The organism is Staphylococcus felis, assembly GCF_003012915.1.
Lineage (GTDB): Bacteria > Bacillota > Bacilli > Staphylococcales > Staphylococcaceae > Staphylococcus > Staphylococcus felis.
This window is the reverse complement of the sequence record NZ_CP027770.1, coordinates 1,840,696-1,856,702: the sequence shown is the minus strand read 5'-3', so window position 1 is coordinate 1,856,702 and position 16,007 is coordinate 1,840,696. Positions and strand designations below refer to the sequence as shown.

Here is a 16,007-nt window from a genome sequence, read left to right as displayed (position 1 = left end):
GATTCAATAGTATAAAAAAACAAGCTCGGCGTGCGAACTTGTGAGATTAATTTACAAGTGATGCACTCCATTATTTTGCAATAATGACAGACTCTTAGCTCTTAACCCAGAGTCCAATAAATAGGTGCTGCAACGCCTATTTATTTCGGCATCTCACCCTTTCAGTAAATTCTGTTTGCAGACAGCTGAATCTACCTAATTATGATTGATGCGCCTCATCAACACTATTGAATTGGTTATGCATAGTATTATACATAGCTTGTTAAGTGATGTAAACACAAAAATGCAAAATTTTAAAATTTACTGATAATTTTACATATTATCACTACAGTTAAACGGAAAAGTAGGTGAGAAATGACATAAAAAGTTAGGACTTGTATCGTCAATCAGTCATTTCATGATAAAACAGACAATATCTAGCCCTAACTTTTTTAATTCAATTTATTTAATCACATTATTATGCTTTTGATGATTTAAGTATTCCTTTTTCTTCTAAATAGACATCATAAGGCATTTCTTTTGACAGACCGCCTTCAACATCTAAATCAATGACACGATTTGCAATTGTATTAATAAATTCAAAATCATGCGATGTGAAAATGATTGAGCCTTTGAATGCTTTTAAGCCCTCATTAACCGATGTAATACTTTCTAAATCGAGGTGATTGGTAGGTTCATCTAATAAAAGTACGTTCGCACTAGACAACATCATTTTACTTAACATACAACGTACTTTTTCTCCACCTGACAGCACACTTGCTTTTTTCTTTACTTCTTCACCGCTAAACAACATACGGCCTAAAAAGCCTCGTAAAAATGTCTCAGTTTGTTCATCTTCTGGAGCATATTGACGCAACCAATCTACAAGATTCATGTTGACATGCTCAAAATACTCCGAGTTATCTTTAGGGAAGTAAGATTGAGAGGTCGTAACACCCCATTTAACCGATCCCTCATCTGGTTCTAATTCACCGGCTAATATTTTGAGTAATGTTGATTTAGCAATTTCACTTTGACCAATTAAAACAGCTTTATCATTTGGGTTCATTGTAAATGAAATGTTATCGAGAACTTTTTCACCATCAATAGTTTTTGACAGATTATTCACGAATAATAAATCATTCCCAATTTCACGTTCTGGTGTAAATTTAACGTAAGGATAACGTCGTGATGATGGTTGAATATCATCAAGTTCAATTTTTTCAAGTTGTTTTTTACGACTTGTAGCTTGCTTAGATTTAGATGCATTAGCAGAGAATCGTGCAATGAAATCTTGTAATTCTTTAATTTTCTCTTCTTTCTTTTTGTTTTGCTCTTGTGCCATTTTTTGAGCAAGCTGACTCGATTGATACCAAAAATCATAATTTCCAACGTAAACTTTAATTTTACCAAAATCCAAATCTGCAATGTGCGTACAAACATTATTCAAGAAGTGTCGGTCATGTGATACAACAATAACAGTATTCTCAAAGTTGATTAAAAAATCTTCCAACCAGCTAATAGCTTGAATATCTAGACCGTTTGTAGGCTCATCTAAAAGTAATACATCCGGATCACCAAATAAACTTTGCGCTAACAATACTTTCACTTTTTGATTATTTTCGAGTTCAGACATTTTTTTATCATGTAAATCCGTACTAATACCTAAACCAGATAACAACGTAGCTGCATCTGATTCAGCATTCCATCCATTCATCTCTGCAAATTCACCTTCAAGCTCTGCAGCTCGGATACCATCTTCATCATTGAAATCTGGCTTCATATAGATTTCATCTTTTTCCTTCATAACTTCAAACAAACGTTCATGACCTTTGATCACAACATCTAAAACACGCTCATCTTCATATGCAAAATGATCTTGCTTTAAGACTGCCAAACGTTCATCTTTTCCAAGAGAAACATGCCCCGTTTGAGAATCTATTTCACCTGATAATATTTTTAAAAATGTAGACTTTCCTGCACCATTTGCACCAATCAAACCATAACAATTTCCTGGTGTAAACTTAATATTTACGTCTTCAAATAACTTACGATCTCCAAAGCGTAAACTAACATCTGTAACTTGTAACATCTATTTTCTCCTTTATTCGTTATATACTAATGGATGCATTATATCATATAATGGTTGGACTTTCGACGTCTACTCAGTATATTACAATCATATCCAGTTCACACGAATCAATTAGGCTTACACAGTTCATCGTGCTATAATAGTAATGAACTTAATTAAAGAGGAGAACGTTATGTCTTTTAAAGAAAATGAAATAATAGGGACTATAGAATTTTTAGAAGTAGTCGCTCTTGAAGGATCTACATATATTCTAAAAGGGCCGAATCACGAAACTGTTAAACTGAATCAATCTGAGGTAAGCGAAGAAGATGAGCTTGAAATAGGGGAGTCATATAGCTTTTTTATTTATCCTAACCGTTCAGGTGATTTATTCGCCACACAAAACATGCCAGACATTACAGTAGGACGCTATGATTTTGTACGCGTTTTAAGCACAGACCGTGATGGTGCTCGATTAGATGTGGGGTTACCGAGAGAGGTTGTCATTCCATGGGAAGACTTACCTAAAATCAAGTCGCTTTGGCCACAAAAAGGGGACTACGTATTATGTACATTGCGAATAGATCGTGAGCGTCACATGTTTGCTAGACTTGCTTCTGAGACAACTGTCCAACAAATGTACACACCTATTCATGATGAACATTTGCATAACCAAATCATTAAAGCGCGACCATACCGGTTGTTAAGAGTGGGTACATTTTTATTGTCAAAAGATGGTTATAAAATATTTGTACATGAATCTGAACGAAAAGCAGAACCTAGATTGGGTGAAGATTTAGAGGTACGAATCATTGGACACAATGATAAAGGAGAATTAAATGGGTCTTTCTTACCATTAGCACACGAACGTCTAGATGAAGATGGAGAGACAATCTTTAACTTGCTCGTCGAATATGACGGAGAATTGCCATTTTGGGATAAATCAAGTCCTGACGCAATCAAAGAAGTCTTTAACATGAGTAAAGGGGCATTTAAACGCGCAATTGGACATCTTTACAAAAAGCGTATTATTAATATCGAAACAGGAAAAATCACGTTAACACGAAAAGGCTGGTCACGCATTAAAGAATAGCCATTAATGCCGATTTTATTTAAATACAGGATTCTCGACAAAGCTTAATGATTTCAAAATGTGCTTTAAATTTTGAATGTTAAGGCTTGAGCGAGAATCCTTTTACTTTTTATAAATTTTCTTGTTCTATTTGATTTGTCAGTTTTTCTAATTCTGTTACAAGGTCATTGATATATGCAATTGTTTGCTTTAAAGGCTGTTCAGTTGTTAAATCAATGTTTGCAATTTTAACTAATTCGATTGGTGATAAACTTCCACCGGCTTTTAATATTTCAAGCCATTCGTCAATCGCAACTTGACCTTCATTTTTGATACGCTGTGCCATAATTGTTCCGATTGTTAGTCCAGCTGAATAAGTATAAGGATAAAGACCCATATAATAATGAGGTTGGCGCATCCAAGTAAGTTCAGCACCTTTTGAAATATGAATATCATCACCCCAAAATGATGTGATGACTTCCTTTTTAATTTCATTTAAAATAGGGGCTGTTAAAGATTCTCCCTTATCCACTCGATAATAAACCTCTCTTTGATAAGCTGCTTCTAAAAGATGCGTTACCATATTATGATAGTACGTACGCGCAATGATTGAACCAATTGCCCAACGCTTGAATTTGATATCACTGCTCTGTTTCAGTAAGTAATCTAACATTAACATTTCATTCATCGTAGAAGGGGCCTCAACAAAATACATTGACGCTTCCGACTGTAAAAAGTTTTGATGTTTTTGTGCTAATGTAAAATGTCCAGCATGACCTAACTCATGAGCAAGCACAAAGGCTTCGGTCATCTTACCAGTCCACGAAATAAATATATAACTGTGGGAAGCGTAAGGACTGGCACAGTATGCACCTGTTTCTTTGCCTTTGTTTTGAGGGAAATCTATCCATCTATGTCGATAAGCGTCATCAAGCATACTTGAATATTCATCACCTAACACTGATAATGCACCATAAATATATTTTTTCGATTCTTCAATTGTAATTGTCGGTTCAAATGTAGGATCAACTGAAATTTTTAAATCTTCAAATTTCATTTCATCTAAATGATTCGCCCGTTGTACTACTTTAGCGTAACGTCGCATAATAGGCGCTAAATCAGACATAATGATATCGATTTGTCGATGATACATATCTGGGGTAACATCTTGCTCTTCTAATAAAAAGTCAATCACTGAATCATAGCCTCTTAAATCAGCTTCCAATTTTTCATTTTGAACGTGACTATTATATAAAGCAGCTGTTGTATGTTGGTATTTTCGTATTGTTTCACTGAAATGCCTGAAACTTTCTCGGCGTACTGAAGTATTCTCATGATCCTCATAAATACCTTCAAAGGTTGTATAGTCCATATTAAACTGTTGACCATCTACTTCAAAAACACCGAAATCAATATCTAGCATTTTAGTAATACCATATATATGACTTGGAGCACCTAACGCTTGAGACATATTAGCTAAAGTTTCCTCAGCTTTTGGATGTAATTGATACTTTTTTCGTTTCTTTAAGCATTGTAAATAATAAGGATAGTCTAAACTATCAATAGCTTGTTGCAACAAATCATTATCCAACGAGAGTAATTCGGTCTCAACAAACGATAACCGACTCATCACATCGCCATAATTTGATGTCAATAGTGCATCTAGACGCTGCCTCTCAGCATCTGTCGTTTCAACAGTCAGTTGTAGGGCAGAATAATTAGCAGCACGATCCAAGTCTACTAGAATCTCACTATAAGCTTTAAGTGCGTTTTCAATTGTAGCTAAATCATTAAGCTGGCCTTCGTATTGCGTTTTAAATTGTTGAGCTTGCTCTGGAAGACGTCGTATCGCTAGCTCATATTCTTCTGATGTTTTGTATAAATCTGATAAATCCCATGTCTCATTTAGAGGTACATCTGATCTATAAGGTAATTTTTGGGACATAACGATTCCTCCTTTTTTATAATTATCTTCTATTATACAACACTTTATTTAATCTTCTAAAAATTTCACTTTAATTGCATACAAAAGCAATTAAAATAAGTATAATAATAGGTAAACAATTAAAAGGAGGGCATATATGTCTATACTTGACTTCCCAAATTACCTATGGATTTCAATATTAGCAATGCTAGTACTCACTCTATTTTGTTGCTTAATTCTGAATAAATGGTTCTTTCCAGCTATTGTAAGTTTTATTGTATTAGGGATACTCGCATTTTTAATGCCTAACTTCTATGACATCACATACGAACCATTACTAGGTTATGCTGCATTTGTAGCAATTTTAAGCTTGATGATTAGTGCGTTATTATGGTTTTTCACAAGAAATTGGCGAAAAAAACGTCAGCTAAAAAAGCATCAAAAAGAACGTGCTGAATTTGAAAAAAGACATCATCCATAACGTAAAGAGCCAGCTTTAGAAGTTGGCTCTTATATTGTAATAAGTTCATATAAGCCTTAGGGGAAGTGTAGTAATGTTATTTATGAATACACAACTTCCTATAATATATATTATGTAAACTAAAATCGAAAAAGTATTTCCTGTTTAATTATTCGTACAATTTATAGCCTTAACTCAACCTATATAGACTTATCACAATTTCTATGACCTTATGCATTATATGAGTATATAAATGTAATCATAATCCATATTTACTAGGAATTGATTCTATGTAAACCGTAATGACGCTTGTATGGTCAATTACGCCTACAATACATCCCTTAAATAAATTAGGTTTTAAGAAAGCATATATACATATAAAGTTTACATAACATAAATACGGTTCTTTATACTCCGAAATAAAAACAAGCAAAATGTACTGATTTTTGCTTGTTTTTATTTTAACTATTTGTTTTTAATTTTAGTTCGTATCGAATTCGCCAAGTTAAATGCAAAATATTTAAGTTTATTAACTGGTTTATAAAAGTCACCAACGAGTTCTTCAATTTGGACATTAAACCCACGTTTAAAGCGATATACGCCATAATCTTCACTTTGCTCTGTAAAGTCACCTGACAACCCGTAAAAATTATATCGCTCATATCCATGTTCAAAACAGTAATTAATCATGTACCAGTGCATCGCATAAGGTCCCATAAAGTGATTGTACTTTTGGCTAGAACCACCTGAAAAATAATTGATTTCGTATGCATTTGCAAAAAATACTCCTGCTGCTAAATTTAGGATTGAACCGTCTGTTTTACGTAATTCGCTAGACTTAAGTAATTCTTTTTGCTCGTGTTCAATTTGTTTATCTAATTCGGCAATTTTTTTCAATTGCTTATCTGACTTATTCTCATTAGACATCATTTGATCGCGTCTATTTTCTTTATCATTTAAACTACCTTGCAATGACACAATGTATTCATCTAAATCAATGTATGCCATAGGTATAAGTACTTTCGACCCATAATGTTGTACAAAATTTTTAAAGTATTCGTCTGTTTTAGACGTAAATCCTGTACGTTCTTCAGTTTCTCGATATAATTCAAGAAATTGATCAATTTCATCATAGTTTAAAAATTTAATTTTAACCCCGAAGTTTTGTGCTTTATTTATATTACGCTTACGTTGACTATCAAAAGCTTTCTTAATGGATTGAGGTGTTTCATCTTTTAAATCTAAAACTCCCATCCAGCGAACTTGACTTGAAGCATCGTATTGTGTAGTGAATCCATGATGCTTATAGCCATGAGATTTAAATAGTTGTACGACTTGATCATTTGGCATTTGGTTTGTTATTGGATTAATGTCTTTATCGTAAACATTATATAACCAATATGGGTCCATTTTGACATAAAGACATTTATTTTTATGTAAATACGTCGTAAGCTCTTTTAAATAATAATCCACTAATCCTAAATCGTTATAGTCCATGACTGGACCACGGTTTGAATAATACACATAGCTTCCCATCGTCGGAATTTTAGAAAATAAACTCGCAGCTATGATATGATTATTTTCATCTTTTACACCTAATAGTACAACTTGAAAACCGTCTGCCTCCCGTGTTGCTATATTTTCTTTGACTTGAAAATAATGACTTTCAAGAGCAGGGCTTTGCACAAATTGATCGTACTCCTCTACTGTTAATTCTGTAAACTTCATAGCAATAAATCCCCTTCTCTATTTATTAAAACGTTCTTTAAGATGTTTTAATTTTGAGTAGATTGCATATGCCGGTTTGTTAATCGGCTTTATAAAATCTCCTACATATTCTATTACATCTGCATTATAACCTTTTTTAAACTTGATAACACCCGCATCTTCTGCACTTTCAGAAAAATCTCCACTTACACCATAAAAGTTGTATCTCGGTATGTTGTGATTAATAGCATACTGTATCATTTCCCATTGAATGGCATAGCTTCCAGCAAAATGCCTAAACTCATTCGCTGTTCCCCCAGCATAATAGACCACTTCAAACGGATTAATGATGAAGAAACCTGCCGAAATTGGTAGTTCATCACCGTGCTTATTTTGCAGAGCCTGTGCTTCTTTTATCTTATCGTGATTCGCTTCTAATTGTTGACTTAAATTTTTCTTTTTATTATGAGCTTTTTTATTTTCTGGACGTTTTGCAATATCTTTTTCAGCTTTAACGATTTCTTTATTAAGTTCTTTCTCTTCCATTTTTAATTCTTCTATATATTCAGGGAAATTAATATATGCTAATGGAACAAGTACACGATCTTTATAGTGCTTAAAGCGATTATAGTAGAAATCGTCGTCCCTATCGACAAATTCTTTTGTTTCTGTCGTATCTCTCATAAAGTCACGGAATATATACAGTTCATTTTCTGATAAAAAGCGAACTTTCACACCGTTTTTCTGTACTTTTTTGGTATTACGCTTTCTCAAACCATCCATTTCATTTAGAACATCTTTGGCCGTTTTATCCGTTAGATCTAAGACTGAATGAAATCGGATTTGACGTACAGTATCAAATCCTGTGATAAACCCTTCATGCTCATATCCAAGATCTTGAAGTTTATCAAAAATCCAGTCATTCTCATACTTTTCAATCACTTCACCATCATGATTGCGCATTAACAACGGTAAATAAGGGTCGATACGTAAAAATAGTGCGTTGTATTTTTTAATATACTTTTCTAGTTCGTTAAAAAAGAAATGTACAAGCTCCTTATTTTCAAAGTCAATAACCGGTCCGCGGTTTGAATAAAAATACTTAAATACTTTCATTACTGGAACAGCTGTCAGTAAACATGCTGCAAGCACATTATTTTCTTTATCTTTAATGCCTACTAAATGCGTTTCTACACCTTCAGAAATTTTCAATTCATAATTCCCTACCATTTGTGTGAAATGACTATATGGCATATTATCGGTAAAGGCTTCAAATTCAGCTGTCGTTAAATTGGTAAACTTCATATTATTTCTCCTAGTTCTCTTTTATATCTCTATTTAATAAGTATTAACTTCAAATAAACTTCTATTTTTTAGTGTTTTTATGATTGTTATTGCACATTTAACTTATTCAAAACTATAACTTGATTTGGGACAGATTAATCACGTTCTAAGCGTCCGCCCTTCTCTCTCTTATATTTTAACTTATTCATTTTGAATAAGCCAATATGACGATAGTCGATTATATCATATTTAAATTGATGATGTCTGTAGTAAATAGCTCAAATCAAACTAGAATTATAGTTATTGTTATTTCTATGTTTAACAGTTGCACTATAGTGCTTTAAAATGGTAAGATATCTGAAAATTATAACAATTGGTGATGCTACTATGAAAAATATATTTATTGTTGGAATGGGATTAATCGGCGGAAGTTTAGCAAGTAATCTCAAATATTATCATACTGACATGAAAATCACTGCTTTTGATGCAAATGATGTTCAGTTACAACGCGCATACTCTATTGGAATTGTTGATGAAAAAGTGTCGAATTATGAAGAAGGCATTGCGCAAGCAGATATTGTGATATACGCCACTCCTGTTCAAACAACTGTCAAATATTTAAAGAACTTATCAACATTAAACACAAAACCTGGCCTCATTGTTACAGATACAGGTAGTACTAAAATCTCTATCCAATCTTTTGAAAAACATTTATTAAATCATGATATTCATTTAGTTGGCGGTCATCCAATGGCTGGTAGTCATAAGTCTGGTGTCCTAAATTCCAAAAAACATTTATTTGAAAATGCATTTTATATTTTGGTATATCATTCACCTCAAAACGAGCAAGCTCATCAAACTATCCTGAGTTTACTTAAGAGGACGAAAGCAAAATTGATTACTTTAACTGCTCATGAACATGATTATATTACAAGTATTGTAAGTCATGTTCCTCATATCATAGCATCTAGTCTAGTTCAATTAAATGCAAAACATAGCATTAATTGCGCTTTAATTAAAGAACTATCAGCGGGAGGCTTTCGAGACATCACACGTATCGCAAGTAGTAATCCTCACATGTGGAAAGATATTTCTTTTGAAAATAAAGACAATATCCTTAATATTTTAAAAGAGATGCAACACCAACTCACATCTACAATTAATATATTAGAATCAAATCTTCAAACAGAGATGTTTCAGTTTTTTGAAGAGGCTAAAACTTACCGAGACACATTACCCTTGCGCCATCAAGGTGCGATGTTAAGTTCATTTGACTTATATGTCGATATTCCCGATAAAGCAGGTATGGTGGCAGAAGTTACTCATATTTTAAGTTCTCATCATATTTCTATTAGAAACTTAAGGATTTTAGAAGTACGTGAAGATATTTACGGCGCCTTAATTGTAAGTTTTAAAACCGCTTCAGATAGAGATGCAGCTATCAAGGCACTAGATGATTTTGATACGTATATTTCTTAAATCTAACTTTCAACTAATAAAGCGCTTGACACCTTTGTATTCAAGCCCTTTATTAGTCGAACTAGCATAATAACCCTTTACATTTTATGCCCTGCCATTAATCCTAATCTACTATTTTTAGTCCCCGATTCGGTATAAGAAATTGCTTTGGATACAATCCCGTTGCCGTACTTCTTTTTCAACTCATCAATAGTTTTAGCTAATGCTTCTTCACGCTGACGTTGAAATTCATCTACAAATAAATTGAGTTGATGCTGATTTTCAGACGTAAACTGTGTTAATGAAACACTTAGCGTTCGATATAAAGCATGATGATCACAAAGACGATCTGCTAAACGTTCAATAGCATTAAAAATATCTTTATCTAAATTTGTACCACTTTGTAACGTGTATTGTTTGCTTACAACTTGTCCATCTTTATAGCCAAAAGAAAAAGAGATCGTTTTCGCAAGTTTTTTACGGGCTCTCAAGCGACTCGCCACCTCTTCAATCAACTCTTGCATGACCACTTTACATTCATTATAGGTGTAATCACGCATTAATATTTGACTTTTGCATAATGAAGGGGTGCATGTTTGATATTGCTCATTCATTTTACTTTGATCAATGCCGTTAGCATGCAAATGTAAGTCTACACCAATAACTCCTAACTCTCTCTTTAAAAGACTACACGGATATTGGGCAAGTTGACCAATCTTAAAAATACCACGCTTATTTAACTTCTCCTCTGTCCGCTTGCTAATACCCCAAAAATTCGATAATGGTTGAATAGACCAAACTTTAGTAGGGACATCACTATAACGCCATTCTGCTAAACCATTCGACTGAATTTTAGCTTCATTATCAAGTGCTATCTTACTCAATAACATGTTCGATCCTATCCCTATCGCACAGTGTATGCCTGTTTCCTCTAAAATCTCTTTAATTAGACGGTCACAAAAAGCGTGCAGCGTTGTATTAAAATGAAAATAGCTATCTGTGACATCCATAAAAAACTCATCGATACTATACTGATATAAATCCTTAGGTGATACATAGCGTAGCACAATTTTTGAAATTTTAAGAGCTACTTCTAAATATCTACGCATACTTGGGTTAATAATGTATATATCTTTACGATGTGGAATTTCGAATAATCTTGATCCTGTTTTGATTCCTAATTTTTTAAGAGCTGGGGTAGCTGCTAAAACGACCGATCCTTGTCTTTTCGTATCTGCTACTACAGCTAATTTTGTCTCCATTGGATTAAACCCTTTTTCAACACATGACACACTTGCAAAAAAACTTTTTTGATCAATACATAAAATATCTCTATCTTCTAATAAATGATAATTGTACATCTTTTTCACCTAACTCTTCTTCCAGATATATCTCATTATACAGAACACACGTTCTATATTCAAGGCAATAAAGAATATACGTTCTCTTTTAGTTGTAAAAAAACGAGAAACCTATTCATATGAATGGGTTTCTCGCTTATATTGTTCATTATCGTGTGTAAGGAATAATTGCTTCTGTTTCTTCATCAATACCTAAATCAATATATACATGTGTGTGCAAATAAACATTACTGTCATTGCATTTAAAGTTAAGCTGCTCTGGCTTGAAATTAAAATCAATTTTTTTAGTTTCATCCATATTAATTGAAAATTTATCATTGATTACAAATCGCTCTAATTCATTTTCAAGACGTGTGAACTCACTCGTCTCATCGTCATTTTCATATTTTTCAATGATTTTCAATTCAATATGTGTTACCTTTTGACTACTTTGTCCAGCCTTTAAAATAATACTTCCTGTAATCTCATCTGCAATATGATATGATTTTTTATCTAAACGAATAAATACTTTCATACCATTAATACCTAATGAAGTAATAATATTCTCAAAACCCATCGCATAGCCTCCATTTAAAATTTGAATTTATCACTATCATATATGCTTCAAGTAATATAATGCAACTCCTGATACGTCCAATAAACGTAAATTAATAAGTTTTTAATGCATTACACGTTCGATTATTTATTTATATAGGAGACTATTTTGATTTTGACTTAGTTTCTAAAAATGCTTCAATGCGCTTTTTATTCGCTTCTTTATCAATACCTAGTGCAGAGGCACCATCATTTGTTGTTATATTTTCATAACTGCCCTTCACTGGTACACTTAATGTTTTAATGTCTTTATCGCCTCGTACAACAAAATTTAATCCTGTTTGATAAATTGTAGAATCTGGCATATCTGTACTAACATATCCGCGCATAATACCTGCAAGCTTTGGTGCCTTGAAAATAGAAGTCGGATTCACAAGCTCTTGCTTTAATGCTGAAATCACTTGCTGCTGACGTCTCACTCGACCAAAATCACCCTCTTCGTCATTACGAAAACGGGCATAGCCTAGCAGTTCTTTACCATTCAAACGATGTTTCCCTTTTTTAAGTGATACACCTATCTTTTCTGACATATCTTTTTCTACATCAATCGGGATACCATTAGGTGCTAACTCATCGATCATCGCTTCAAAACCTTTAAAATCTAGAATCGCATAATACTCTGGAGTTATACCTAAATTTTCTTTTAAAGTTTTTCTTAAAAGTTCAGGACCCCCGAGTGAAAAAGCTGAATTAATCTTATAACTATTATAACCTGGTATATCCGCATAAATATCACGCATAACAGAGATTACTTTCATATCTTTATGAATATAATCGTACTGAGCAACCATAATTGAATCCGTACGTGACACGCCACCATCTTCTCGGTCTGCCCCTAATATTAGCACTGTTGCTTTACCATCATTCTTAGTTGCACCATTAAATTTATATAACTTCGGTGCTTGATTATTTTGTTTAGCCACTTCTAAACCTGATTGATAGTTAGAAAGACTATATACGATGATAAGTATTAAAATAAGAATTACCGCTAATAATATAAAAGGGAATTTACGTAACTTTCTTTTTTTTCTGCGCTTTAGAGTTTCACGTGGTATCGTCTTTTTTCTTGTTTCAAAATTATTGTCTGCCATCTTATCAACCTTATATCTTCAAAATTGGGTATCTATGTAATATAATAAATACATATTAACGTTATATAAAAATTTTTTAAAAATCAAGCGAAAACTGAAATAATCAGACTAATGTCTTAAAAGAAAGGAACGTTTCTATGAATATCAATACTGCTTATTTTGCTGGCGGATGCTTTTGGTGCATGACAAAACCATTTGATCAATATGATGGAATCGAAAAAGTAGTCTCTGGCTATATGGGAGGCCACGTAGATCATCCTACATATGAACAGGTGAAAACTGGAAAAACAGGTCACTTTGAAACTGTTGAAATCCAGTATGACGTCGCACTATTTTCGTACCAAAAACTGTTAGAAATATTCTTTTCTGTTATTGACCCTACTGATGAGCACGGTCAGTACCAAGATCGCGGAAGTCAATATCGTACAGCTATTTTCTATACGAATGACGATCAAAGACAAGTAGCTGAAGACTATATTAAATCATTAGAAAACACCCTTTACCATGATAAAGGGGTTGCTACTCAAATATTACCTGCCACAACATTTTTTGCTGCTGAAACATACCATCAAGATTTTTATTTAAAAAATCCTCAGCGCTTCGAACAACAAGAAAAAGAACGTCAACAATACGCTAAACAACATGCCTATAAAGACAAATAACTATGTAACTTATTTCACCAAAACGTAATCAAGCAGAATGTTATATTTATCACTTAACATTCTGCTTTTAGTTTACTTTTTTATAACATCTTTTCATCGTTATTATTTTCAATAATTTCATATGAACCGTATTCATCTGAATAAAATTTGTTGTAACGTCGTTTAAATAACATGAATAAATGAGACACTAGAACTTTTAAAATAGCGTACGTTGGAATACCTAAAATAACACCTACAATGCCTAATAAATTGCCTGCACATAATAAGACAAAAATAATCGTTAAGGGATGTATACGTAATGTTTTACCCATAATATTTGGCGAAATAAAGTGGCCTTCTATAAACTGAACTAATGTCCAAACAATAATTAATTTGATTAACATAAACGGAGATGTGATTAAAGCGATAATAATGGCTGGCGATATCGCAATTGTAGGCCCTAAGTAAGGCACAACACTTGTAACAGCTGCAATACTAGCTAATATCAATGCATAATCTAATCCAATAATGGAATACCCAATTAATAAAAGAAAACCAATACAAAATGAAACAATAATTTGTCCTTGAATATAGGATCCAACTTGCTCACTCATTCGATCAAGTAAATCATGAACATCTTTACGGAACTTGGGTGGCGTCACCTTAATCGTTGCTTCCTTAAAGCGAAAGCCATCTTTCAACATAAAAAATAGTACAAACGGCACCGTTACAATAACAACCGTAATATTAACCAGTGTTTCTGCAAAGGTACGTAACTTCGAGCTAAAAGTATCAGCGAATGATGGTAGTTTATCTTGTAAGCCATGTATAGCATTTTCAACCTGTGCATAATAATCAGATAACAGTGGAATATGTGTAATATGATTAAAAAATAATGTTACTCTATTTAAATAATTTGGGAAATTATTCAATAAACGCTGGAATTGAATTGAGACAACAGGGATTAATAAATTAACAGCAAGTGTGATTAATCCAACTATCACTAAAAATAAAATGACAATTCCCCAAACCCTTTTGATGTTATAACGCTCCATAAAATTGATGATTGGATTAAATAAATAATACAAAATAAGTGCAACAACAACCGGCGCTACAATTGTATTAAAAATAATAATAAAAGGTTGAAAAATGTATGATACGCGATCAAAGATAAAAATAACAATACCGATCAAAATAAATATCAATAAAGTAAATATTAAATCTTTTCCCCCAAAAAACTTCATAAAACGACTTTCACTAATATCTAAGTTCTTAGAATTTGCTTTTGTATGTGTTTCTTTTTCTGTCATTCGCTTCACCACACCTTTAATTTATAACTATCCTCATACCTAGTTCATTTTCAAATAATAGCTTGTCCACACAACTTATTCACTTTTGGAAACAAGCGACAAATGATAAATGTGTAAAGTTAAATATGCGATTTCTGCACTATACAACTGACTATTAATTTGAGATTGAACCATTTGACTCGTTTTCACAGCTACATTATAACAAAGTGGATACTGTGCTTTCAGAAGGTTTTCGAAATTCAAATCAATTGTAGAATGTTCATCTTTTCTTAGACGCTGTAATAAAAAATGAATATGTCTTACAAAACGTTGGTACTGAATTGAACTAGTCGAGACGTTGACATTTAAATCATGCTCAATCAAAGTGACTATATTCTTGATTAATTGTGCAACTTTTTGAGTGTCTTGTATGTTGACATCATCAATTTGTGACGCAATATGAAGCGCAATAAATCCTACTTCATCTTCAGGAAAATCAACGTCTAATTCTAAATTAATACGAGCTACAACTCGCTTTGCAATCTTATAAGCCTCTGGATAACTATATTTTGTTTCACTTAAAAAAGGATTTGTAATAAGTTGATTGTTTTGAAGCCGTTTAAAAGCAAAGATTAAATGATCTGTTAAAGCAACAATAAAAGACTCTTTATTATTTAAATCAAAATATGATAAAATCATTTGAACCGAATCAATCACAACTCTTAGTACATGTTCATCTATTTGCTTTATTAACATTTTATAATGATCTTGATCAGATTTATTTTGTAACGTAAATACTTTTTCAATGGTTTCTGGATTATCTATTGTCATCCCCGGTTTCATTTTAAAACCTAAGCCTTTACCGATGACCACAACTTCATCATTTTGATGCTGACAAATTAATACGTTATTATTGAGGACTTTCTTAATTGTGTATGAATTCATGTTATCTACTCCTCTAAATCTTTCTTAACAGATTATATAGATTTTTTCAACATAAAGAAAGCTATAAGTTTTCAAATTCTATTCAATGATACACTTCTTTTCAAAAAAGAAAGCCAGAACAATAAATTGCT

Annotated in this window: 13 protein-coding genes and 1 riboswitch; of the genes, 4 read left to right on the top strand and 9 right to left on the bottom strand. The window is 32.7% G+C overall.

What is annotated here, in order from left to right; all coding sequences use genetic code 11:
* Positions 1–52: 52 nt before the first annotated feature.
* Positions 53–227: riboswitch (Lysine riboswitch) on the bottom strand.
* Positions 228–457: 230 nt separating this feature from the next.
* A complete protein-coding gene (locus C7J90_RS08630; RefSeq protein ID WP_103209102.1) occupies positions 458–2,071 on the bottom strand; it encodes an ABC-F family ATP-binding cassette domain-containing protein in 1,614 nt (537 codons plus the stop codon).
* A gap of 172 nt (positions 2,072–2,243) precedes the next feature.
* On the opposite strand from C7J90_RS08630, the gene C7J90_RS08625 reads away from it, so the two are divergent.
* On the top strand, positions 2,244–3,143 hold the full coding sequence (locus C7J90_RS08625) for a CvfB family protein (protein WP_103209104.1): 900 nt from the start codon (positions 2,244–2,246) through the stop codon (positions 3,141–3,143).
* A gap of 109 nt (positions 3,144–3,252) precedes the next feature.
* Here the strand turns inward: C7J90_RS08625 and pepF are convergent, their stop codons facing one another.
* Positions 3,253–5,067 carry an oligoendopeptidase F gene (gene pepF / locus C7J90_RS08620; RefSeq protein ID WP_103209105.1) on the bottom strand — a complete coding sequence of 605 codons (1,815 nt, stop codon included), beginning with the start codon at positions 5,065–5,067 and terminating at the stop codon, positions 3,253–3,255.
* A gap of 136 nt (positions 5,068–5,203) precedes the next feature.
* Between pepF and C7J90_RS08615 the strand changes: the two genes are divergently transcribed.
* On the top strand, positions 5,204–5,527 hold the full coding sequence (locus C7J90_RS08615; protein WP_103209107.1) for a hypothetical protein: 324 nt from the start codon (positions 5,204–5,206) through the stop codon (positions 5,525–5,527).
* Between the two features lie 444 nt (positions 5,528–5,971).
* Here the strand turns inward: C7J90_RS08615 and C7J90_RS08610 are convergent, their stop codons facing one another.
* Together C7J90_RS08610 and C7J90_RS08605 are read right to left on the bottom strand one after the other, a co-directional pair.
* Positions 5,972–7,234, bottom strand: coding sequence for an aminoacyltransferase (locus tag C7J90_RS08610; protein ID WP_103209862.1), 1,263 nt, complete (start codon positions 7,232–7,234; stop codon positions 5,972–5,974).
* Positions 7,235–7,252: 18 nt separating this feature from the next.
* The gene (locus C7J90_RS08605; protein ID WP_103209863.1) at positions 7,253–8,518 is read right to left on the bottom strand and encodes an aminoacyltransferase; all 1,266 of its coding nucleotides are present in this window, start codon (positions 8,516–8,518) and stop codon (positions 7,253–7,255) included.
* Between the two features lie 366 nt (positions 8,519–8,884).
* Here C7J90_RS08605 and C7J90_RS08600 point away from each other — a divergent pair, with 366 nt between their 5' ends.
* On the top strand, positions 8,885–9,976 hold the full coding sequence (locus C7J90_RS08600) for a prephenate dehydrogenase (protein WP_103209865.1): 1,092 nt from the start codon (positions 8,885–8,887) through the stop codon (positions 9,974–9,976).
* Between the two features lie 77 nt (positions 9,977–10,053).
* On the opposite strand, the gene C7J90_RS08595 is transcribed toward C7J90_RS08600, so the two are convergent.
* The 3 genes from C7J90_RS08595 to C7J90_RS08585 all read right to left on the bottom strand — a co-directional run bounded on the left by C7J90_RS08595 (position 10,054) and on the right by C7J90_RS08585 (position 13,001).
* Positions 10,054–11,316, bottom strand: a complete 1,263-nt coding sequence (locus C7J90_RS08595; RefSeq protein ID WP_103209866.1) for a Y-family DNA polymerase — start codon at positions 11,314–11,316, stop codon at positions 10,054–10,056.
* A gap of 148 nt (positions 11,317–11,464) precedes the next feature.
* Positions 11,465–11,872: a sporulation protein gene (locus C7J90_RS08590; protein ID WP_103209868.1), complete on the bottom strand. Its 408-nt coding sequence runs from the start codon at positions 11,870–11,872 to the stop codon at positions 11,465–11,467.
* Between the two features lie 142 nt (positions 11,873–12,014).
* Positions 12,015–13,001 carry an LCP family protein gene (locus tag C7J90_RS08585; protein WP_103209870.1) on the bottom strand — a complete coding sequence of 329 codons (987 nt, stop codon included), beginning with the start codon at positions 12,999–13,001 and terminating at the stop codon, positions 12,015–12,017.
* A 137-nt stretch (positions 13,002–13,138) separates the two neighbouring features.
* On the opposite strand from C7J90_RS08585, the gene msrA reads away from it, so the two are divergent.
* On the top strand, positions 13,139–13,663 hold the full coding sequence (gene msrA / locus C7J90_RS08580; protein ID WP_103209871.1) for a peptide-methionine (S)-S-oxide reductase MsrA: 525 nt from the start codon (positions 13,139–13,141) through the stop codon (positions 13,661–13,663).
* An 80-nt stretch (positions 13,664–13,743) separates the two neighbouring features.
* Here the strand turns inward: msrA and C7J90_RS08575 are convergent, their stop codons facing one another.
* The gene (locus C7J90_RS08575) at positions 13,744–14,952 is read right to left on the bottom strand and encodes an AI-2E family transporter (protein ID WP_103209873.1); all 1,209 of its coding nucleotides are present in this window, start codon (positions 14,950–14,952) and stop codon (positions 13,744–13,746) included.
* A gap of 75 nt (positions 14,953–15,027) precedes the next feature.
* Complete coding sequence (gene glcT, locus C7J90_RS08570; protein WP_103209875.1) at positions 15,028–15,876, bottom strand: glucose PTS transporter transcription antiterminator GlcT; 849 nt, start codon at positions 15,874–15,876, stop codon at positions 15,028–15,030.
* Positions 15,877–16,007: the final 131 nt, after the last annotated feature.